This is a genomic window from Streptomyces sp. NPDC059534, assembly GCF_042743475.1.
Classification (GTDB): domain Bacteria; phylum Actinomycetota; class Actinomycetes; order Streptomycetales; family Streptomycetaceae; genus Streptomyces.
This window is the reverse complement of record NZ_JBHWAQ010000009.1, coordinates 48,583-69,502: the sequence shown is the minus strand read 5'-3', so window position 1 is coordinate 69,502 and position 20,920 is coordinate 48,583. Positions and strand designations below refer to the sequence as shown.

Genomic DNA, 20,920 nt, shown 5'->3' with positions numbered 1-20,920 from the left:
CGGAGGCGTCAGGAGGCGGACGGGTTCCGGCGGCGGCCCAGGAGCAGGCTGCCGGCCGCGAAGGCGGCGACGGCGCCCGCGCCGGCCAGGGCCAGGGGGAGCGGCGAGGAGGGGGCTCCGGCGGCCTCGGAGGAGAGGGCCGGGGCCTGCTCGTCACCGCCGTGGCCCGCGTGGCTCACGGTGGAGAGATCGGCGCCCGCCGCGATCTTCGCCTCGGTCGGGGCCTTGGCCTGCGTCGTGCCGGCCGCCGTCGCCGTACCGCCGAAGGTGACGTCCGAGCAGCTGTAGAAGGCTTCGGGGCTGTCGTTGCGCTGCCACACCTGGTAGACGATGTGGCGGCCGGCGCGGGCCGGCAGGTTGCCGGTGAAGTTGTAGAAGCCGTCGGTCGAGGTGCGGGTGGTCTGGAAGACGGCGACGGGGGTCGCGTCCAGGTCCGACCACTTGAGGGGCTGCGTCGGGTCGAAGCCGGCCTTCGTGATGTAGATCGTCATGGTGCCCGAGTGGGGGGCGGTCACCCGGACCTTGAAGTCGAAGGAACCGGCGGCGACGGCGGTCGCCGGCCAGTCGGTGCGGGCCCAGTCCAGGGCCCGGTACTTGGCGCGGTTCGCCGAGCAGAGCTTGCCGTCCGGGATCAGCGCCTGGTGCTGCCCGTCGGCGTTGGCGATGTTGACCTCGTTCCAGTCGTAGAGAGGCTGGGTGCCGGAGTCGGCGACGAGGTCCTTGCAGACCTGCGACTTGGGTGTCTCGGGGCCCTCGGCGTAACAGGCGGCCACGCGGCTCACGGGGTTGAAGACGGCCCCGTGGGCGCCGGCCGCGGTGGGGGTGAGGCCGACGAGCGCGGCGGCGGACAGGGTCGCGGCGGCGACGGTGGTGGTGCGGCGGTAGGAGGCCATGCGGGGGCTCTCTCTCGTGCGTGGGGGAGTACGGGACGAGCAACGCGCGCTGGGTGCACGGAAGTTGAATTCCGGGCGACCGGCGTAGAGCCTCGCATTGGTCCATACCAATGGGCAAGAGGGTGGGTGGAAAAAGCCGCGGCGCCCCCCCGGGGTGCCGCACACCCGGGGAACCGCCGTGGACCGCTGGACCCGCCGAGGGCCAGGTCAGCCGTTCGCGAGCGCCTGTACGCGCGAGTAGTCGCCGTTGAAGTGGTTGTGGTCGCCGACCGTCGGGCCGGAGGAGGTGTACTGCCAGATCGTGTAGTACGGCCAGCCGGCCGGGAGTTCGCCGACCTCGGAGGCGTACCGCGCGATCCACAGCGGGTTGGTGGAGGCGAAGGCCGAGGAGTTCCCGGTGCACTGCTTCCACCAGCTCGTGGCGGTGTAGATCACCGGGTCGCGGCCCGTCCGGGACCGGTAGCGGTTCACGAAGTCCTGGATCCACGCGACCATCCCGGACGCCGTCTTGCCGTAGCAGGTCGCGCCGTACGGGTTCCACTCGATGTCGAGCACGCCCGGCAGGGTCCTGCCGTCCTTCGACCAGCCGCCGCCGTTGTTCACGAAGTAGTCGGCCTGGGCGGCACCGCTCGTCGTGTCCGGGGTGGCGAAGTGGTACGTCCCGCGGATCATGCCGACGTTGTAGGAGCCGGTGTACTGCTGGGTGAAGTACGTGTTCTTGTAGTACGTGCCTTCCGTCGCCTTCACATAGGCCCACTTGACCCCGCTGTTCCACAGCGTGGACCAGGCCACGTTGCCGTTGTGGCTGGAGACGTCCACGCCTTCGGTCTGGGCGGCGAGGGTCGAGGCGCCGCCGGCGGGCTTGACGCCCTTGCCGTCGTGCGCGATCACGCCCATGCCCATGTAGGCGGAGCCGCGCGCCGGGGCGACCCGGGTGCCCGGGTCCTGTGCGGCACCGGCGGAACCGGCGAGGGGCAGGAGCAGGGCCAGGGTCGCGAGGGCGGCGCCGGCGAGGGTCGTTCCGGATCTGTGCACACGCATTGCGTGCCTCCGAAAGGCTCGGTGGGGGGAGCTGTTGGGGGGAGCGGGGCGCACGGCACCGACGGGCCATGGTGTGGACATGTCAGCCAGGCGCCGTGGACGACGCTACGCACGTAGACCCACCCGGGGAAGAGGGCCCGGATGCCGCCGTTGGTCTACTCCTGCGAAATACTGGAAGAGCTGCGGAGATGGCCGCGGCGGGAAGAAACTTTCAGCGGCCGGAAACCGGCGGCCGGATCGCCGGACAGCCGCCGGAGAACGCGTGGGAGGTGCCGACGTGCACGCAAGCGGTACGGGAAGTGAAGGCCGGGCCGCCCGGCCCACGGCGGGCGACGACGACGGCACCCCGACGCCCGCACCCGCGTCCGGTGCGGGCGGCGGCACCCCGACCGCCGCACCCACGACGGGGGACGGCCGTGGCGACACCCCGACCGCCGCACCCGCGTCCGGTGCGGGCGGCGGCACCCCGGCCGCCGCTCCCGCCGGTGTGGACCCCGAGTTCCTCGCCCTCGAACGCGAGCTGGCCGTGTTCCTGCGCCGCGCGCGGGCCCAGTCCGGCGAGATGGCGCGCGAGGTGCACCCGGAGCTGGAACCGGCCGCGTACGGCCTGTTCGTCCGGCTGGACGAGGCCGGGCCCCAGCGGGCCACCGAACTGGCCGGGTACTTCGGCGTCGGCAAGGCCACGATGAGCCGGCAGCTGCGCGCCCTGGAGGTGCTCGGCCTCGTCGTCCGCGACCCCGACCCCGCCGACGGGCGCGCCTCCCTGGTCAGGCTCACCGAGGAGGGACGCGACCGCTTCCGGCACGTGCGGGACGCCCGGCGCGGGCGGTACGTCCGCAAGCTCGTCGACTGGGACCGCGCGGAGGTCGCCGAACTGGCCCGGCTGCTCCATCACTTCAACGTCCGCTCGGAGGGCTGACCGCTCAGCGGTCCGGCAGCTCCGCGTAGGCCGCCGTCGCGTCGTCGTGCGTCTTCCGGCGGTGGGCGCCGCCGACCCGCGCGGCCGCCGCCTCCAGGGCCCGGACCCGGCGCAGGAGACCGGCCGGACCCTCCTCGCGCAGGACGCCGAAGCAGGCCGTCCAGTCGCCCGCGCCGAACAGCTCCACCCAGCGGGACGCCCCGTCCGTGAGTGCCGCCAGGGCGCGTACCTCCGCGCGGGGCGTCGTGCCGGTCACCGCCCGCCCCGCAACGGCCGGGTCGGCCGCCGCCGTGAAGAAGCCGCCCTCCCGGTTGCGCAGCCGGTCCGTCGCCGCCAGGGAGCGCCGCACCTCGCCCGGCACCCGGTCGAGCCGGTCGTCCAGCACGGCGCGCACCGCACCGTCCGGCGCCTCCAGGAGAAGGACCGAGTCGGACAGGACCAGATGCTCGACCGAGGCGGCGTCCCAGCGCGCGAGGACCACCGTCGCCTGCGGCGTACGCACGTGAGAAAGGTCACAGGTGTCCCGGTGGGCGTCCGCGGTGCGCCGGATTGCCCGCGACAGGATCTCGGACAGGGGCATGTCCGGCCGGGAAGCGGACAGTTCGGTCAAAGCCCCGCCGAGGCGCGCGGTGAACCACGGCACGGTGTGCACACAACCGTCATCACCGGCGGGTGGTGTGACGCCGTCGAGCAGCACGACGGTTCCCCCGCGCCCCGAAGCGGGCAGAGCGGCGGCCACCCAGTCCTCGTTGGGGCGTTCGGGGCTGCCGGGGAGGGAGGCGACATCGCTGCGCATGAGGTCCAGTGTGCCCGCCCGCGATCCACCGGCCGCGCACTCCTTCACGGGACCTGCAAATGACCGGAAATGGCCTGTACCAACCGGGCGGCCGTGGCGCACGAGGCGGAACGGGTACCTCCGCGGAGCTGCGGGCGGGCATCCTGCCAAAGCCCGCCCGGAAGATCCAACCGGGGGCCCTTCGGGGCCCGCGGGGCCCGCCGGAGAAGTTGTTCGCCAACTCAGGAGTGTTGTTCACTCGTTCGGGTGGCGGAGCGGCCGATGCGCGCCCCCTTCCCAGAAGCGCTGGAATGGTCGGAAGCCGTACCAGGGGTGGGGGCGCTCCATGTGACCGGTCGTCACCTCTGCTTTGTGGGCGGACGAGTCAAGAATGCGAGCACCGGTGCAGAAGAAGCGGCCTCGGAGCAACAACGGCACGCGGAGTCAGGCCCCCGGTGCGGAGCCGACCCCGGGCGGCGTGACGGCGCACCCCGCGCAGGCACCCGCCCAGCCCCCCGCCGGCCGCACCAAGCGCGTCCGCAACCGCCTCGTCGCCGGCGTCGCCCTCGTCGGCGTCACCGTCCTCGCCGCCGGGGCCCCCGCGGTCCTCGCCGCCTCCGCCGAGCTGACCGACTCCCAGCGGCTGGTCACCCTCGCCGAACTCGACCGGCAGGCCGTCACCCTGGCGCACTCCCTCGCCGACGAGCGCGACGAGGTCGTCGCGTACATCGCCGCCGGCCGCGACGCCCAGACCGGCGACGCCAAGCACCGACGGCAGATCAGCGACACCCGGTCCACCCGCGTCGACCGGCAGATCGACGAGATCCGGCCCGCCGCCACCACCGAACTCCGCCGCGACCTCGCCGGAGTCCCCTCCATCCGCCGCGCCGCCCTCACCGGCAAGGGCACGGCCCTGGAGGCCCACAAGGCGTACTCGGACGTCATCGCCAAGCTCCAGGCCCTCGCCGACGAACTCGCCGACACGACCCCGGCCCGCGCCGCCGACACCTCGCTCACCGAGGCCACCCGCGCCCCGGCCGCCCTCGGCCGTGCCGTCGAACAGGCATCCGCCACCCGCGGCCTGCTCCTCGCCGCGCTCTCCGCGGCGCAGCCCGAACCCACCGGGGACGTCCACTACGACTCCGAGTCCGGCACCTACGTCCCCGACGTGCCGGAGGGCACGGCGGAGGCCGAACGCGCCCGCGACGCCCTCAGCGCCGCCGCCCAGCAGGCCCGCGTCCGCGAACTCGCCGCCCTCGGCGACTTCGACCAGGCCGCCGGATCCGCCGCCCGCGACTCGCTCGCCGCGACCGTCACCGGACCCGACGTCAAGAACGCCGAACGCTCGCTGGCCGCCCTCACCGACCAGCCCCGGCTCACCGAGGCCGAGCGCGCGACCGACCCGGCCGCCCTGGACGGAGCCCTCTCCGCCCGCGTCGAGCAGATGCGCGGCGTCGAGTCCGCCCTCGCCGCCGAGCGCGTCGAACGGCTCGGCGCGCTCCGCGACGACGACGTCACCGCCCTCGAACTGCGCATCGCCTACCTCGGCGGCTGCCTCCTCGTCGCCATCGGCATCTCCACCTACGTCGCCCGCACCCTCACGCGCCCGCTCGCCGTCCTCCGCATCGGCGCCGCCCGGCTCGCCGCGGCCCCCGCGCCGCACACCGAGGAGCCGGTCCGCTTCACCGGCCGCAACGACGAGTTCGCCCAGGTCGTCCGCTCCCTCAACACCCTCCACGGCAAGCTCTCCGGCCTCGCCGCGCAGACCGAGCGGCTCACCGACGAGCGGGCCGACCTGGCCGCGGCCAAGGAGGCCGTCGGCGCCGAACTCGCCGCCCAGCGCGCGGAGCTCCAGGGCCGCGTCGCCCTCCTCACCGCCGACCTCGAACGGCTCCGGAACACCGTCCACCACACCTTCGTCAACCTTTCGCTGCGCAGCCTCGGGCTCGTCGAGCGCCAGCTCGGCGTCATCGAGAAGCTGGAGGAGCGCGAGCAGGACCCGGACCGCCTCGGCACCCTCTTCAAGCTCGACCACATGGCCACCGTCATGCGCCGCCACAGCGAGAACCTGCTGGTCCTCGCCGGCCACGAGCACGTCCACGGCCACGCCGGGCCCGTACCGCTGGTCGACGTCCTGCGCGCCGCCGTCAGCGAGATCGAGCGGTACGAGCGGGTGACCATCCAGTCGCTGCCGCCGCACGCCCAGGTCGCCGGCTTCGCCGCGGACGACCTCAGCCACCTCGTCGCCGAGCTCCTGGAGAACGCCACCTCCTTCTCGCCGCCGGACGCCGAGGTCCAGCTCTCCGGCTGGCTCCTGGAGAGCGGCGAGGTGATGCTCTCCGTGCAGGACGCGGGCATCGGCATGACCGCCACCCGCTTCGCCGAGCTCAACGCCCGGCTCGCCGACGCCGACCCGGACGCCTTCGACGGCGAAGGGCTCGGCATGCGGGTCATCGCCCTGCTCGCCGCCCGCCACGGCGTCCGCGTCGAGCTCCGCGAGCAGCAGCCGGGCGGCACGGCGGCCGTCGTCGTCCTCCCGCTCCCGCTGCTCCCCACCGTCCCGCCGGCCACCGTCTCGCAGCCCGTGCAGGTGGCGGGCGTGGCGCCCGCCATCCAGCTGCCCGGCTCGGTGGCGGAGGCCAACTCCAACACCCTGCCGTCCCGCACCCGCGACCCGCTCGTCGAGGCCGCGGAGCGCGCCATCCTCGCGGCCGAGGCGGCGGGCGAGATGACCGCGCGCACGCCCGAACCGGCTCCGGAGGCCCACCCGGAGCCCGCGCCGGAGTACGCCCCCGCGCCGGAGGCGGAGTACGCCCCCGAGCCGGAGGTCCGGTACGAGCCGGAGTACGCCCCCGAGCCGGAGCCCGAGGCGGTGTACGCCCCCGAGCCCGCGTCGGAGTACGCCCCCGAGCCGGAGGCGGAGTACGCCCCTGAGCCCGAGGTCCGGTACGAGCCGGAGTACGCCCCCGAGCCCACCCCCCTCGGGGAGTCCGTCTCCGAGACCACGCTCCAGGTGCGGCTGCCCGACCCGCCGCCGGAGCCGGACGCCCACGAGCGGGCGGCCGACCACGTCGAGCCCGCCCCCACCGCGGAGCCCCCGGCACCCATCGCTCCCGCACCGGTCACCGCCCCCGTGCCGGTCGCCGACCCGGAGGTTCCCGGGCCTCGCCCCGCGCAGTGGGGGCGGGTCACCGACAAGGGCCTGCCCAAGCGCACCCCGCAGGTGGTGCGTCAGCCCGGCGCCGCCACCACCACCCGTAAGAGCGGCGTGGACGCCGAGGCGCTGCGACGGCGGCTCGGTGGCTTCCACCAGGGAGCCAAGGCCGGACGCCGCGACGTGGAGGCCGAGTTGGGGCCGGAGCGGATGGACACGGCGCCGACCGAGGCCGTAAGGACTGCACGTACAGAGGAGATGACGGGGGACACAGTCGAGGAGGCACGCAGTTGACCGCGACGGGAACGTTCGGACTGAGCACGGAGGCCCGCAACCTGCAATGGCTGCTGGGCAATCTGGTCGAGGAGGTGCCCGGCGTCCGCTCGGTCGCCGTCGTCTCCTCCGACGGCCTGATGCTGCTCTCGTCCGACCCGGCTGTCCAGCAGGTCACGACGGCCACCGAGGAGGCGGGCCGTCCCGACGGGCCGCGCGGCTCCAGCGCGGACCTCGCCACCATCGTCTCCGGCATCGGCAGCCTCACCATCGGCGCCGCCCGGCTGATGGACGGCGGCGGGGTCAAACAGACCATGGTCGCGATGGAGGACGGCAGCGTCTTCGTGATGTCGATCAGCGACGGCTCGCTGCTCGGCGTGCACGCGACACCCGACTGCGACATGAGCGTCGTGGCGTACCACATGGCGCTCTTCGTGGGCCGCGCCGGACACGTACTCACCCCCGAAGTCCGCAGCGAGCTGCGCAAATCGATGGAGAGCCCCCAGTGACGTCCGCCTCGCACCTCTACAAGCTGCCGGTACGGGGGGAGGGGCGGCGCCCCGCGCGCGTGCGCCCCTACTCGCTGACCGGCGGCCGGACCCGCTTCGGACACATCCTGCTCGTCGAGACCTTCGTGGCGGCGCTCGAAGCGCCCGCCGTCCGCAAGGTCCTGACGGACGGCGGGCCCGCCGCCCGCGGTCTGATGCCGGAGATGCGGGCCATCGTCGAGATCTGCCGCCGGATGCGGACGGTGGCGGAGATCTCGGCGCTTCTCAAGATGCCGTTGGGTGTCGTCCGGGTGCTGCTCAGCGACCTGGCCGACCAGGGAAAGATCCGTGTGTACGGGACCGGTCACGGCACCGGCCAGCCCGACCGCGCGCTCCTCGAAAGGGTGCTGAGTGGACTCCGTCGTCTCTGACGCCTCCGCCGTCTCCGAATCACCGGCGGCCGCGGGCATTCCCGCGCAGCCCCGGACCGCTCTCCTCACACCGGACACCCCCGCCCCGGATGCCGCCGGGTCGGACGCCGCCGTACCGGACGCCGACGACGGCGCCCAGGACTGGCAGCTCGACCACACCCGCGCACCGATAGCGACGAAGATCGTCGTCGCGGGCGGCTTCGGCGTGGGCAAGACCACCTTCGTCCGCGCGGTCTCGGAGATCACCCCGCTCCAGACCGAGGCGCTGATGACCCGGGCGAGCGAGGACACCGACGACCTCACGGCCACGCCCGACAAGCTCACCACCACGGTCGCGATGGACTTCGGGCGGATCACGCTCGACAACGACCTGGTGCTGTACGTCTTCGGCACGCCGGGGCAGCAGCGCTTCTGGTTCATGTGGGACGACCTGGTGCGGGGCGCGATCGGGGCGATCGTGCTCGCCGACACCCGGCGGCTCACCGACTGCTTCCCGGCCCTCGACTACTTCGAGAGCTGCGGACTTCCGTACATCGTGGCCGTCAACCACTTCGAGGGCACCGAGGTGTTCGAGGTGGAGGACGTCAGGGAGGCCCTGACCGTCCCTCCGCACGTACCCGTGGTGATCATGGACGCGCGCAAGCGCTACAGCGTCGTCGAGAGCCTGCTCGCGATGGTCGCGCACGCGCTCGAAGCCACCCCCGAATAGCCCTCCCCACAGCTCACAGTCGCCAGGAGCACCATCCATGCGGAAGATCCTCATAGTCGGCGCCGGACAGTCCGGCCTCCAGCTCGCCCTCGGCCTCCAGGCCCAGGGGTACGAGGTCACCCTGATGTCGAACCGGACGGCGGACGAGATCCGGGCCGGCCGCGTCATGTCCACCCAGTGCATGTTCGACATCGCGCTCCAGCACGAGCGGGACCTCGGCCTCAACTTCTGGGAGTCCCAGGCCCCCCGCATCGAGGGCCTCGGCGTCTCCGTCGCCGGTCCCGACTCCGGCCGCGTGATCGACTGGGTCGGGAAGCTGGACGGGTACGCCCAGTCCGTCGACCAGCGCGTGAAGATGGCCGGCTGGATGGACACCTTCGCCCAGCGCGGCGGCCAGCTGGTCATCCACGGCGTGGCCGTCGGCGACCTCGACTACTTCTCCCGCAGCTACGACCTGGTGCTCGTCGCCGCCGGCAAGGGCGAGCTGGTCTCCATGTTCGGCCGCGACGCGGCCCGTTCGCCGTTCGCCGAGCCGCAGCGCGCCCTGGCCGTCTCGTACGTCCACGGCCTCGGCCCGCGCCCCGAGCACCCGGACTTCGACGCGGTCCGCTGCAACATCGTCCCCGGCGTCGGCGAGCTCTTCGTCATGCCGACGCTCACCACCGGCGGTCGCGCCGACATCCTCTTCTGGGAGGGCGTCCCCGGCGGCCCGCTCGACGCCTTCCAGGGCGTCAAGGACCCCTCCGAGCACCTGGCTCTGACGCTGGAGCTCATGGAGCGCTTCACGCCCTGGGAGTACGCCCGGGCCACCAAGGTCGAGCTGACCGACGCGGGCGGCACCCTCGCCGGCCGGTACGCGCCGACCGTCCGCAACCCCGTCGGCCGGCTCCCCGGCGGCGGCCTGGTCCTCGGCGTCGCCGACGTCGTCGTCGCCAACGACCCCATCACCGGCCAGGGCTCCAACTCGGCGTCCAAGTGCGCCGCCGCGTACCTCGCCGCCATCGTCGAGCAGGGCGACCGGCCCTTCGACGAGGAGTGGATGCAGGGCGCCTTCGACCGCTACTGGCAGACGGCCCAGCACGTCACCAAGTGGACGAACGCGATGCTGGCCCCGCCGCCGGAGCACATCCTCGGCCTCCTCGGCGCCGCCGGCCAGCTCCAGCCCGTCGCCGACCGCTTCGCCAACGGCTTCAACGACCCCGCGGACTTCGAGAACTTCTTCTTCGACCCGGAGAAGACGTCCGCCTACCTGGCCTCGGTCTCGGGAGCCTGACGAGCCTCCGACCTACGTCGGAGCGGTTGCCGTTGGTGGCTGTCGGTCACCATCGGCACCCCTCCGACGGCCCACAGACGGCCCACAGACGGCCCGGCCCCGGCCGCCGGCCGCGCGTCAGGACGAAGAGCGCCGGGGCGGCCGACGGACGAATGCCGCCTGACCATCATCCGAACGGGGGCTACGCTCACACCGTGACTGCCGCATGGGAACCCACGACGGCGGGCGTGCTGCGACTGCCCTCAGGCCGGCTCGTCCGCGGCCGGGGACTGAGTCGGCCACTCCCGCCGGGCCCGCAGCCCACCTTCGCGCTCTACCTGCTGGGCCACCGGCCACCGCCGGTCGCCTGGGAAAGCCGCTGGCTCCGCTGGCCCGACTTCTGGCTGCCTTCCGACCGCGCCACGACCGCCGACGCACTGCGCGAGGCATGGGCGCGCGCCGAGGCCGAACGCGTCGAGATCGCCTGTGCCGGCGGACACGGACGAACCGGCACCGCACTGGCATGCCTCGCCGTGCTCGACGGGGTGTCCCACCGTGAGGCCGTCGCCTACGTCCGGGAGCACTACGCTCCGCGCGCCGTTGAGACACCCTGGCAACGCCGCTTCGTCTCCCGCTTCCAGTAGCGGCATCGCTCATCGGCCACAAGTGCGCGCAGGAGCGATGATCTCCATGAGGGCTCGAAGAGGGGTGGGTGGTCATGGCCGGCCGACGACCAAGACTGGTACTCCTGTGTGGTCTTCCCGGTGCCGGGAAGACCACGGTGGCCAGGAGGTTGGAGCGGGAACTGTCGGCTGTGCGGCTGTGTCCGGACGAGTGGCTCGTGGAGCTGGGGTTCGACCTCTTCGACAGTGGGGCGAGGGACCGCGTCGAGCGTCGCCTGTGGCGGCACGCCCAGGATCTGCTGGTTTCCGGAGCGGTGGTGATCCTGGAGAACGGGTTCTGGCAGCGTGGGGAGCGCGATGAGATGCGGCTCCGAGCTCGCGCCCTCGGGGTCGAGGTCGAACTTCGCCACCTCGACGTGCCGATGGCGGAACTGGAGCGGCGCATCGCCCTCCGGAACCAGGAGCCGGGCTCGGTCGTGCTGACAACCGAGCTGCTCGGAGAGTGTCGGAGTCAGTTCGAGGCCCCGACGCCGGCCGAGCTGGACCTGTTTGATCCGCCCCTGTCGTAGCCGTTCTCGATTCCTGGGTCCCGTGGTCACCCGCGGAGGCTTGTGCCCGCCACCACTCCCTTGCCGTCGCGGACTGACCTGTTGTGACCAGGACGCTGGCTTCGTGGCGGACGGCGGGTGGTCGTCGATATCGGGTCGATGCGCCGGGGGTCGGTGTTCGAGGATGGGGGCATGCCTCTGTCGAACACCCTCGCGCGCGTGGACGCGGATCTGGCCGCCGGCCGTGTGCCCGTGGCGCGCCAGCGCCTGCGTGGTCTGGTCTCCTCGTTCCCGCGGGACCTGGCGCTGCGCCGCCGGCTCGCCGAGGTGTACCGGCTGTACGGGGACGCCGCGGAGGCGGGGCGGTGGATGTACCTGGAGGAGGACCGGCGGGCGGACGAGACCGCGGCCTTCGAGGAGCGGTACGGGACTCCGGGCCGGCGGATGAGGGCGCTCGCGTGGCGCGGCCCTGAGGCGGGGGCCGGTACCGCGTTCGCCGTGGAGCGGCTGACGGCGGTGCGGGTGGCCCGTGTCGAGGCGTCGGGGCGGGCGGCCGACTGGGACGATCCGGCCTCCTATGAGGACGAGGACGAGGGCGCCGGGGACGGCGCGCCGGACAGCGGCGGGTGGAACGTCGCCGGGGTGATCGTGGCGCTCGGCAGTGTGGCGGGCGTGGTCGGCATGGTGGCGATCTGGGTGATCGGGGTCGTCGCGCTCTTCGAGTGAGCGGCGGCGGCCGCCGCGGCCTCGGCGCGGCGGACGGCGATGGGGGCCAGGAGGCCCGTGAGGGCGAAGAGGGCGCCGACCGCGTACCAGCCGGGGCGGCCCCAGCCGATGCAGAGGGCGATGAGGAGCCCGGGGCCGAGGGCCTCGGAGAGGCCGGCGCCCAGGCCGAAGACGCCGAGGTACTGGCCGGTGGCGTGGGGTGGTGCGAGCGCGTAGGACACCTCGAAGCCGCCCGCCGCGTGCCACAGTTCGCCGACCGTGTGCACCACCACCGCGGTCAGGAGCAGGGCGACCGCCACCGCGACGGGCGTGCCCGCCGCGAGCGGGACCAGTGCGCAGGAGGCGAGGAAGGCCGCCCCGGCGCGCCGGTAGGCGCGGCCGCCGGCCCGGGGCGAGTCGATGCCGCGGCTCGCCCGCACCTGGAGGCCGACGACGAGGACCGTGTTGGTGAGCATCGTCCCCGAGACCAGCCAGTGCGGGGCGGTGGTGGAGCCCACGAGCCAGAGCGGGATCGCCACGGTGAGCACCTTGAACTGGATCGCCATGATGCCGTCGAGCGCGGTCAGCGCCAGGTACGGCCGGTCCCGCAGTGCGATCCACCGGGGGCCGTGGGCGGCGGGCGCGGGGGCGACGGGCGGCAGCAGGAGCAGGACGGCGGCGGAGGCCGCGAACGCGAGGGCGTTTCCGGCGACCAGGAGCCGGTAGGCGTCGAGGGTGCCGACCTGGACCGCCCAGCCCGCGAGGAGCGCGCCGAGGGAGATGCCGACGTTGGTCAGGGCACGCAGCGAGGCGCGGAACTCCTGGGGCCGGTCGCCTCCGTAGCGCCGGATCAGCGGCGCGCGGGCGGCCAGTCCCGCCGCCTTGGCGCCGGTGGCCGTGGAGACGGCGAGGACGAACGGCCAGAAGCCGTCGGCGAGGACGAAGGCCGCCGTGGCGAGGGCCTGGACGGCCAGCGTGGATACGAGGACCCCGCGCGCCCCGCGCCGGTCCGCTCGCCGGCCGACGGCGATGCCGACGGCCGGCGACAGGAGTCCGGCGATGCCGAGCCCGAGGCCCACGGAGGCGGCCGGGAGGTGCACGGCCTGGGTGAAGTACAGCACTCCGGCGGTGAGGAAGAGCCCGCTGCCGACGGCGTTGACGAAGTTCGAGGCGGCGAGCGTGCGCTGGGGTCCGGTGTCCGGCACGAGCTTGGGCATGACGGGGCTCCGCGTCCGAGGCAGCTGGTCGTAAGGACCCCTCAAGCTTGTTGCATATTACTTGCAAGAGCAAGAGGCATGCATGGGAAGGGAGTTCGGCTTGACGCTCAGTTCCGGTCGTACCCCTCGTCCCCGCCGTCCGTGGCCCCCGCCGGAAGCACCGGCGGGGTGTACGCGTCCAGGGCGGACCCCCGCGGGTCGGGGCGTACGGCCCCGAGCAGCGGGTTCGCGGCGAGCGGCGAGACCTTCACCTTCCCGCCGGGGCGCGGCGCCTGCACCACCAGGCCCCCGCCGAGGTAGAGCGCCACATGGGTGGCGCCCGGGAAGTACACCACCAGGTCGCCGGGGCGCAGCTCGCCCAGCGCGACCCGGGGCAGGGTCGCCCACTGCTCCTGGCTGGTGCGCGGGATCTCCCGGCCCGCCGCCGCCCACGCCCGCTGGGTGAGCCCCGAGCAGTCGTACGCGTCCGGGCCCTCGGCACCCCACTCGTACGGCTTGCCGATCGCGCCCACCGCGAACCGCAGCGCCTCCGCCCCCGCCCGGGACGGGGTGCGGGTGCCGTCCAGGACGCCGGAGTCGAGCAGCTCGCGCTGCGCGCCCGCGGTCTGGACGCGCTCCAGCTCGGTCAGCCGGGCGAGCTGCTCGGGCGAGAGCCCGGCGAGCAGCTTCTCCACCTCGCGCAGCGTCGCCGTCACCTCGTCCCGCCGGGTGCGCTGCGCGGCGGCGAGGGTCTGCTGCCGGTCCAGGGCCTTGCGCGAGGTGCTCGCGAGCGCGGCGGCCCGCCGTTCCGTCGCTTCGAGCCGGGTGACGGCCGTGGTTCGGCTCCGGGCCGCGCGGGCCATCAGATGCCCCTGGTCGAGCGCCGACTGCGGGTCCTGCGAGAACAGCAGCCGCACATAGGAGGAGAACTCGGACCTGCCCTGGTACTGGTCCCTGGCGATCCGTCCCGCCTCGGCGCGCCCCTGTGCCAGGGCGGTACGGGCCGCGGTCAGCCGGGCCGTCACCTTCCTGGTGTCGGCGGTCTGCGCCTTCAGCGCCTCCTCGGCGGCGTTGAACCGCTCGGTGGCCTCCTCGGCCTGCCGGTACAGCGTCCGCAGCCGGGTCAGGAGCCCCGCCACGGAGTCGCCGCCGGGCGGCGGGAGCGCGGCGGCGTCGTCGGTGGCCTCGGCGGCGCCGGTGGGGCCGGTGGGGGCGCCGGAAGGGAGGGCGGGGGAGGTGAGCGGGGGAGAAGTGGCGGAGGGAGGCTTCGAGCCGGTCGGGACGGTCGGGTCGACCGGACCGGTCAGGCCGGTCGGGTCGGTCGGTTCGGCTGGGCCGGTCGGTTCCGCTGCCGGATCCACAGGACCTGCCGCGTCCGCCGGATCCACGGGACTCGCCGCGTCCGCCGGATCCCCCGCGTCTTTCGGGCCCGCCGCGACCGCCGCCGAAGACTCCGGATCGACCGGCTCCACCGGTTCCGCCTCCGGGTCGGCCCAGGCGATCGGGGCCAGGGTCGGGGGGTCCGGGGGCGGGTCGGGTGGGGCGGCGCCCGCCGCGGGGAGTACCCCGGTGAGCGCCGTCACCGCGGCGAGCGCCCCCGTGCAGACCGTGCGCAGCAGTCGTCGCGACACGTCACCACCTCCAGGGGGATGATGACGCGTCACTTCATCCGATTACCGTACGAGTCGGGGCGCGCCCGGCGTCCTCACCCGTTCGGCTCAGCGGCCTTCGGGGCGCCACCGCTCGGCCCGGACCACGGCCACCTCAGTTCGCGCCGCTCGCGGCCCTCGGGGGCGTACTGGTAGACCCAGCCGCGCTGGAGCCGCAGCCGCTTCGTGTAGCCCGAGGGCTCGCGCCGGTAGGTGTACAAGGTCGGCGGGTGCCCGTCATGGGCCGGGACCGGGACCTCGTACCACTTCGGCGGGTGGCCGGTCGGACCGAGCAGGATCGGCAGGACCCGGCCGTCGAGGGGGCCGCCGCGGAAGGGGGTGTTCTCGCTTCTCACCCCTCCAGTCTCCCCCGCGGCCTCCCGCACCGGCTCACAGCAGGTGCGCCGCCTGGCCGACCACCGGGACCACCTTGCGGGCGAGCGTCGCCACCGGCCCGTCGGCCGTCTCCTGGGCGAGGAGCCGCCCGACGACCTCCGCCGTCTCCGTGTCGCTCGCCGTGGTCGCCGCGAGCAGGGCGACGAGGTGGTCGACCAGCCAGTCGCGCAGGGCGCGCGCCGGGGGCTGCTTCTCCTCGTCGAGCCAGATGAGCGAGGCCGCCTCGACGGCGGCGATCCACGTCCGGACCAGCATGGAGAGCCGCGGGCCCGGCCGCTCCACCCCCAGGTGGAACAGGATCTGCTCGGCGGCGGCCCGCCGCACCTCGTCCACGATCGCGGTGGTCCGGGAGGTCTCGGCGACGCTGCCGCCCCGCAGCAGGGCGCTGAACCCGGCGTCGTGCTCGTCGACGAAGACCAGGTACCGGTCGAGGACCCGGCCGAGCCGCTCCGTGGGCGGCCCGTCCGGCGGCTCGGCGAAGCAGTGGTTCAGCGCGTCGGCGGAGGACCGGAGGGCGGCCTCGTACAGCTGCTGCTTGCCGCCGGGGAAGTACCGGTAGACCAGCGGCCGCGAGACGCCGGCCGCCTCCGCGACGTCGTCGAGCGAGACGTCCTCGGGCGTCCGGTGGGCGAAGAGCCCCAGGGCGGCGTCGAGCAGCTGCCCGCGCCGCTCCTCGACGGTGAGCCTGCGGTACGCGGGAGTGGCGGCGCTCGTCATGCTCCGCAGCGTAGCCGCGGAGCCTTCGCCTCAGGCGAGCAACCCGGAGGACTTCCAGAGTCGGCGGCCCGCCCCGCGCAGGACGCCGATGTCGTCGAGGAAGTCCGTCAGCCGCTTCGCGCCCGACTGCATGACCTCCCGCCGGTGTCCGCTCGCCCTCACCTGCGCGACGGCCTCGCGCCGGTCCAGGCCCACGGCCTCGTACACCCGCGGGTTGACGAAGCAGGTGGAGAAGACCCGGGCGGCCTCCCCGCAGCTCAGCCGGGTGAACTCCTGCTCCCAGCGCGGGGCCGTCGCCATCTGGCGGCGCAGCTCCTCGCGGGCGTACCGCACATGGCGGGCCTCCTCGACCACATGGATCCGGGTCACCCCGCGGACGAGGGTCTGCACCCGCTCGTCCGGGAAGGTCAGCCGCTGCATCCAGTCGAGGATCTCCTCGCCGAGCAGGGTGGCGGCGAACGAGCCGGGGGTGGTGGAGACGGTCTTCAGGACCCGCGCGAGGTTGTGGTACATCCGCGGCACCGGGTACGCGGGGGTGCCGCCCCGGGTGATCAGTCGGGCGAACATCATCGAGTGCCGGCACTCGTCGGCGATCTCGGTCAGCGCGTACCGGACGTGATGGCTGGTCAGTGACTTGTCGTAGATGTGCCGGACGAGCAGCTGCATCAGGATGATCTCGAACCAGATGCCGAGGGAGGCGAGCGCGGCCGCCTCGTGGCGCGAGAGGGCGATCCGCTGCTCCTCGGACATCCGGTGCCACAGCGGGGTGTCGTAGAGGGAGACCAGTTCGGGCGGCCAGAACCACTTGCCGTCCTCGAAGGGGGAGTCCCAGTCGAGTTCCGTGTCGGGGTCGAAGGAGTGCTTGCGCGAGGACTCCAGGAGGCGTTCGGCGACCTGTTCACGGTCGCGCAGCGGCCCCAGGGCGTCCCGGAGGAGGCTGAAGTCGGGCTCGGTGAAAGGGGTCATGGTCGGGGCACCTCGCTGCGCTCGCCGTCGCGTTACCGGGGGTCACCCTTTATGAGACTGCCCGTCAGCAAGACCGTCAATCCCTTCTGCGCGACTTGTTGACCATCCGTCTACCACCGTGTGAGCCTGCTGGAAACGGACGGAAGGAGTCGTCAGTGTCGACGCACGACCTCTACGTGAACGCCCCCGCAGGACCCGTCTGGCAGGTGCCGGCCACCGGTGCCGCCCGGTTCAGCTGGGAGTACGACGACGGCCGCCAGCGCCTCCTCGCCCTCTACCAGAAGGGCAAGGACAAGCAGTGGGACGGCGCGACCCGCATCGACTGGGACCTGGAGGTCGACCCGTACGACCCGCTCGGCACCCCCGACGAGGTCCTGAACCTCTACGGCACCCGCCACTGGGCGAAGATGACCGAGAAGGACAAGGGCGACCTGCGCCGCCACTACTCGTCCTGGCAGTTCAGCCAGTTCCTCCACGGCGAACAGGGCGCCATGATCTGCGCCGCCCGGATCGTCGAGTCGGTCCCCGACCTCGACGCCAAGTTCTACTCGGCCACCCAGACCATGGACGAGGCCCGGCACGCCGAGATCTACGGCCGCTTCCTCCACGAGAAGATCGGGATGCTCTACCCGATCAACGACGACCTCCAGGGCCTCCTCGACGACACCCTGCGCGACTCCCGCTGGGACATGCCCTACCTCGGCATGCAGGTCCTCATCGAAGGGCTCGCCCTCGCCGCGTTCGGCATGATCCGCGACACCACCGACAAGCCGCTGCCCAAGCAGATCCTCGCGTACGTGATGCAGGACGAGGCCCGGCACGTGGCCTTCGGCCGGATGGCCCTGCGCGACTACTACCGGCAGCTCACCGACGCCGAACTCCGCGAGCGCGAGGAGTTCGTCATCGAGGGCTGCCACCTCATGCGCGACCGGCTGCGCGGCGTCGAGGTCCTGGAGAACTTCGGCATCCCGCGCAAGGAGGCCGAGGAACTCAGCGAGCAGAGCGAGTTCCTCCGCCTCTTCCGCAAGCTGCTCTTCAGCCGGATCGTCCCCTGCGTCAAGGACATCGGACTCTGGGGCGAGCGCCTCCAGAAGGCGTACCTCGACATGGGCGTCTTCGACCTCGGCGACTCCAACCTCGACCTGCTCATGACCCAGGACGAGGAGATCGCCGAACGCCTCGACGCGGAACGCTTCGCGGCGGAGGAACACGCCCGCGTGGCAGAGGTGGAAGAGGCGATCACGGAGGGGGCGGCGGACGAGTGACGGGGCCGGGCGGGGCTCTGGGGACAGCGGCCAGGGCCTGTCGTCACGACAGGCCCTGGCCCCGCGCCTCCGCCTCCAGGCGCAGCGCCTCCTGCATCACGGCCTTCGCGACGGGGGCCGCGCTGCCGCCCCCGCTGATGTCCGTACGGGAGGCTTCCGCGTCCTCGACGACGACCGCCACGGCGACCGCCGGCTGGGCCGCGTCGTCCGCCTGCGCCCAGGCGATGAACCAGGCGTACGGGGTGCCCGTGTTGCCGAAGCCGTGCTGGGCCGTGCCCGTCTTGCCACCGACCCGGGCCCCGGGGATGGCCGCGTTCGTGCCCGTCCCCTCCTCCACGGCCTTGACCATCAGCCGCTGGAGCTGGATCGCGGTGGAGGGGTTCATCGCCTGCCGATAGCTGCGCCGGCCGGTCCGGTCCACCGTCGTGCCGCCGGAGGTGGTGGTGCGGTCGACGAGGTACGGGTGGGCGATCTCCCCGTTGTTGGCGACCGCCGCCGCGACCATGGCCATCTGCAGCGGGGTCGCCGTCGTGTCGAACTGCCCGATCGACGAGAGCGCCAGCTGGTCCGGGCTCATCTCCCGGTCGAAGTTGGACTTCGCCACCCAGGACGGCACCCGCAGGCCCGTGTCGTTGAAGCCGAACCGCTCCACCGCGTCGACCATCCCGGTCAGTCCGACCTCCACCCCGAGGCCGGCCATCACGGTGTTGCACGACCACTGGATCGCGTACGCCAGGGAGGCGTTCCCGCAGTTCTCCGCCTCGTTCGGCAGCACCTGCCGGGTGCCCGGCAGCACGAACGGATCGGGGGTGTCCGTCGGCGCCTCCATGTCCCGCACCACCCCCGCGTCGAGGGCCGCGGCCGCCGTCACGATCTTGAAGGTGGAGCCGGGCGGGTAGGTCTGGCGCAGGGCCCGGTTCAGCATCGGCTGGTTCGGCGAGGTGTTCAGCCGCTTCCAGGCGTCCTTGACCGCCTGCCCCGTCCCGGAGAGGACCCCCGGGTCGTACGAGGGCGAGCTGACGAGCGCCAGGACGCGGCCGCTGGAGGGTTCGACGGCCACGACCGCGCCGCGTTTCCCGTCGAGTCCCCGGTAGGCCGCCTCCTGCATCGAGGCCCGGACGGTCGTCACCACGTCGCCGCCCGGCTGCCGGCCGCGGGTGAGGTCGTTCCAGAGCGGCAGCGGCGCCAGCATCGGGTCGGTCCCGGCGAGGATCTCGTCCTCGGCGTGCTCGATGAGGGTCGTGCCGTACGTCTGGGAGGCGAATCCGGTCAGCGGCGCGTACAACGGCCCCTGCCGGTAGGTGCGTTCCCAGCGCAGCTGCTGCCCGCTGTCCCGGGAGCCGGTCACCGGCCGGCCGTCGACGACGATCTCGCCGCGCGGCTCGGCGTACCGCTCGATCGCGATCCGCCGGTTGGCCGGGTTGTCGTCGAGGGACTCCGCCTGGAGGACCATCACCCGGGCGGCGTTGACCAGCAGGGCGACGAGGAGGACGAGGCAGAGGGCGGCCGCCCGCCGGATGTACCTGATCACCGGGCCTCCTCGGTCACGGGGGCGAGCGTCCCGGTGTCGGCGGCGTCCGGCTGCGGGGCGCGCGCCGAGTCGCTGACCCGGATGAGGAGGGCCACGATCACCCAGTTGGTGACCACCGACGAGCCGCCCTGGGCCAGGAACGGCATCGCCATGCCGGTCAGCGGGATCAGCCCCATCACCCCGCCGGCGATCACGAACACCTGGAGCGCCACGATCGAGGCGAGCCCGATCGCCAGCAGCCGCCCGAACGGGTCCCGCAGCGAGAGGCCGGCGCGGTAGCCCCGGGCGACGAGCAGCGCGTACAGGAGGAAGAGCGCGGTGAGGCCGACGAGTCCCAGCTCCTCGCCGGCCGTCGCCAGGATGAAGTCGGACTTGACGGCGAAGCCGATGAGGACCGAGTGGCCGAGTCCGAGCCCGGTGCCGAGCATGCCCCCCGCGGCGAAGGAGAAGAGGGACTGGGCGAGCTGGCCCGGCCCGTCCCCGGCCCGGATCGAGGCGAACGGGTCGAGCCAGTCCTGCACCCTGCTGTGCACGTGCGGTTCGAGCGAACCGACCAGGAACGCCCCGGCGGAGGCCAGCACGAGACCCACCGCGATCCAGCCGGTCCGCCCGGTCGCCACGTACAGCATGATCACGAAGAGCCCGAAGAAGAGCAGCGACGTCCCCAGGTCCCGCTCCAGCACGAGCACGCCGACGCTCAGCAGCCAGATCGCGACGATCGGCCCGAGCACCCGCCCCGTGGGGAACTGGAACTTCCAGATCCGGCGGCCGGTGTACGCCAGGGCGTTGCGGTTGGCGGCGAGGTACGCGGCGAAGAACACCGCGAGCAGGATCTTCGCGAACTCGCCCGGCTGGAAGGAGAGCCCGCCGATCCTGATCCAGATCTTGGCCCCGTTCACCGCCGGGAAGAAGATCGGCAGGATCATCAGGGCGAGCGCGGCGGCCACCGACACGTACGCGTACCCCTGGAGGGTGCGGTGGTCGCGCAGCAGCACCACGACGACGATGAAGAGCGCCACCCCGAGCGTCGACCAGACCAGCTGGGTCGCCGCCGCCTGGTCGTTCGGCGTCTCCAGGTCGAGGCGGTAGATCAGCACCAGGCCGAGGCCGTTGAGCAGCACCGCGATCGGCAGCAGCAGCGGATCGGCGTACGGGGCGCGGAACCGGACCGCGAGATGGGCGACGAGCGACAGCAGTCCGAGCCCGGCGCCGTAGCGGACGGCGTCCGGCGGCACGGCGCCGCTGCGGGCGAGGCCGACCGCGGCGTAGCCGGAGACGGAGATGAGGACGGCGCAGACGAGGAGGGAGAGTTCCACGCCGCGGCGCTTCGGGATGCGTACCCCGGGCGGGGGAGCGTCCGTGCGCGGTGCGGTCATGGTCGGCAACGTA

Annotated in this window: 19 protein-coding genes and 1 pseudogene; 10 read left to right on the top strand and 10 right to left on the bottom strand. The window is 73.2% G+C overall.

From position 1 onward, the window contains the following. Window positions 1–8: 8 nt before the first annotated feature. Both ACFVZH_RS13735 and ACFVZH_RS13730 read right to left on the bottom strand, forming a co-directional pair. Window positions 9–893, bottom strand: coding sequence for a lytic polysaccharide monooxygenase (locus ACFVZH_RS13735; protein WP_384896541.1), 885 nt, complete (start codon window positions 891–893; stop codon window positions 9–11). A gap of 207 nt (window positions 894–1,100) precedes the next feature. After that, window positions 1,101–1,934, bottom strand: a complete 834-nt coding sequence (locus ACFVZH_RS13730; protein WP_384896538.1) for a lysozyme — start codon at window positions 1,932–1,934, stop codon at window positions 1,101–1,103. 487 nt (window positions 1,935–2,421) lie between these two features. On the opposite strand from ACFVZH_RS13730, the gene ACFVZH_RS13725 reads away from it, so the two are divergent. Beyond that, window positions 2,422–2,853, top strand: a complete 432-nt coding sequence (locus ACFVZH_RS13725; protein ID WP_384896881.1) for a MarR family winged helix-turn-helix transcriptional regulator — start codon at window positions 2,422–2,424, stop codon at window positions 2,851–2,853. A 4-nt stretch (window positions 2,854–2,857) separates the two neighbouring features. On the opposite strand, the gene ACFVZH_RS13720 is transcribed toward ACFVZH_RS13725, so the two are convergent. After that, window positions 2,858–3,649 carry a hypothetical protein gene (locus ACFVZH_RS13720; RefSeq protein WP_384896535.1) on the bottom strand — a complete coding sequence of 264 codons (792 nt, stop codon included), beginning with the start codon at window positions 3,647–3,649 and terminating at the stop codon, window positions 2,858–2,860. 370 nt (window positions 3,650–4,019) lie between these two features. On the opposite strand from ACFVZH_RS13720, the gene ACFVZH_RS13715 reads away from it, so the two are divergent. The 8 genes from ACFVZH_RS13715 to ACFVZH_RS13680 all read left to right on the top strand — a co-directional run bounded on the left by ACFVZH_RS13715 (window position 4,020) and on the right by ACFVZH_RS13680 (window position 11,832). Further along, a complete protein-coding gene (locus ACFVZH_RS13715; RefSeq protein ID WP_384896532.1) occupies window positions 4,020–7,076 on the top strand; it encodes a nitrate- and nitrite sensing domain-containing protein in 3,057 nt (1,018 codons plus the stop codon). Next, window positions 7,073–7,564 carry a roadblock/LC7 domain-containing protein gene (locus ACFVZH_RS13710; RefSeq protein ID WP_384896529.1) on the top strand — a complete coding sequence of 164 codons (492 nt, stop codon included), beginning with the start codon at window positions 7,073–7,075 and terminating at the stop codon, window positions 7,562–7,564. Before ACFVZH_RS13715 ends, ACFVZH_RS13710 begins: the two co-directional genes overlap by 4 nt. Further along, window positions 7,561–7,974, top strand: coding sequence for a DUF742 domain-containing protein (locus ACFVZH_RS13705; RefSeq protein ID WP_384896526.1), 414 nt, complete (start codon window positions 7,561–7,563; stop codon window positions 7,972–7,974). Before ACFVZH_RS13710 ends, ACFVZH_RS13705 begins: the two co-directional genes overlap by 4 nt. Then, window positions 7,955–8,683, top strand: a complete 729-nt coding sequence (locus ACFVZH_RS13700) for an ATP/GTP-binding protein (protein ID WP_384896523.1) — start codon at window positions 7,955–7,957, stop codon at window positions 8,681–8,683. Before ACFVZH_RS13705 ends, ACFVZH_RS13700 begins: the two co-directional genes overlap by 20 nt. 37 nt (window positions 8,684–8,720) lie before the next feature. Further along, a complete protein-coding gene (locus tag ACFVZH_RS13695; RefSeq protein ID WP_384896520.1) occupies window positions 8,721–9,956 on the top strand; it encodes a styrene monooxygenase/indole monooxygenase family protein in 1,236 nt (411 codons plus the stop codon). Between the two features lie 194 nt (window positions 9,957–10,150). Further along, window positions 10,151–10,579 (top strand): protein-tyrosine phosphatase family protein, encoded by a 429-nt coding sequence (locus ACFVZH_RS13690; protein WP_384896517.1) that lies wholly within the window; start codon window positions 10,151–10,153, stop codon window positions 10,577–10,579. Between the two features lie 74 nt (window positions 10,580–10,653). Then, window positions 10,654–11,127, top strand: coding sequence for an AAA family ATPase (locus ACFVZH_RS13685; protein WP_384896514.1), 474 nt, complete (start codon window positions 10,654–10,656; stop codon window positions 11,125–11,127). 171 nt (window positions 11,128–11,298) lie between these two features. Further along, a complete protein-coding gene (locus tag ACFVZH_RS13680; RefSeq protein WP_384896512.1) occupies window positions 11,299–11,832 on the top strand; it encodes a DUF6584 family protein in 534 nt (177 codons plus the stop codon). A gap of 332 nt (window positions 11,833–12,164) precedes the next feature. Here the strand turns inward: ACFVZH_RS13680 and ACFVZH_RS13675 are convergent. From ACFVZH_RS13675 to ACFVZH_RS13655, 5 genes and pseudogenes are all read right to left on the bottom strand, one after another. Beyond that, window positions 12,165–13,028: pseudogene (locus ACFVZH_RS13675) on the bottom strand (MFS transporter); the annotation flags it as partial. Between the two features lie 107 nt (window positions 13,029–13,135). Then, window positions 13,136–14,638, bottom strand: coding sequence for an NlpC/P60 family protein (locus ACFVZH_RS13670; RefSeq protein WP_384896509.1), 1,503 nt, complete (start codon window positions 14,636–14,638; stop codon window positions 13,136–13,138). Between the two features lie 74 nt (window positions 14,639–14,712). Then, on the bottom strand, window positions 14,713–15,012 hold the full coding sequence (locus tag ACFVZH_RS13665) for a hypothetical protein (protein WP_384896506.1): 300 nt from the start codon (window positions 15,010–15,012) through the stop codon (window positions 14,713–14,715). A gap of 34 nt (window positions 15,013–15,046) precedes the next feature. Continuing rightward, on the bottom strand, window positions 15,047–15,769 hold the full coding sequence (locus ACFVZH_RS13660; RefSeq protein WP_384896503.1) for a TetR/AcrR family transcriptional regulator: 723 nt from the start codon (window positions 15,767–15,769) through the stop codon (window positions 15,047–15,049). Between the two features lie 30 nt (window positions 15,770–15,799). Next, window positions 15,800–16,735, bottom strand: coding sequence for a diiron oxygenase (locus tag ACFVZH_RS13655; RefSeq protein ID WP_384896500.1), 936 nt, complete (start codon window positions 16,733–16,735; stop codon window positions 15,800–15,802). 155 nt (window positions 16,736–16,890) lie between these two features. On the opposite strand from ACFVZH_RS13655, the gene ACFVZH_RS13650 reads away from it, so the two are divergent. Further along, complete coding sequence (locus ACFVZH_RS13650; protein ID WP_384896498.1) at window positions 16,891–18,000, top strand: ferritin-like domain-containing protein; 1,110 nt, start codon at window positions 16,891–16,893, stop codon at window positions 17,998–18,000. Window positions 18,001–18,043: 43 nt separating this feature from the next. Here ACFVZH_RS13650 and ACFVZH_RS13645 read toward each other — a convergent pair whose 3' ends face one another. Together ACFVZH_RS13645 and ACFVZH_RS13640 are read right to left on the bottom strand one after the other, a co-directional pair. Continuing rightward, on the bottom strand, window positions 18,044–19,531 hold the full coding sequence (locus ACFVZH_RS13645) for a penicillin-binding transpeptidase domain-containing protein (protein ID WP_384896495.1): 1,488 nt from the start codon (window positions 19,529–19,531) through the stop codon (window positions 18,044–18,046). Then, complete coding sequence (locus tag ACFVZH_RS13640; protein WP_384896492.1) at window positions 19,528–20,907, bottom strand: FtsW/RodA/SpoVE family cell cycle protein; 1,380 nt, start codon at window positions 20,905–20,907, stop codon at window positions 19,528–19,530. Before ACFVZH_RS13640 ends, ACFVZH_RS13645 begins: the two co-directional genes overlap by 4 nt. Window positions 20,908–20,920 lie beyond the last annotated feature (13 nt).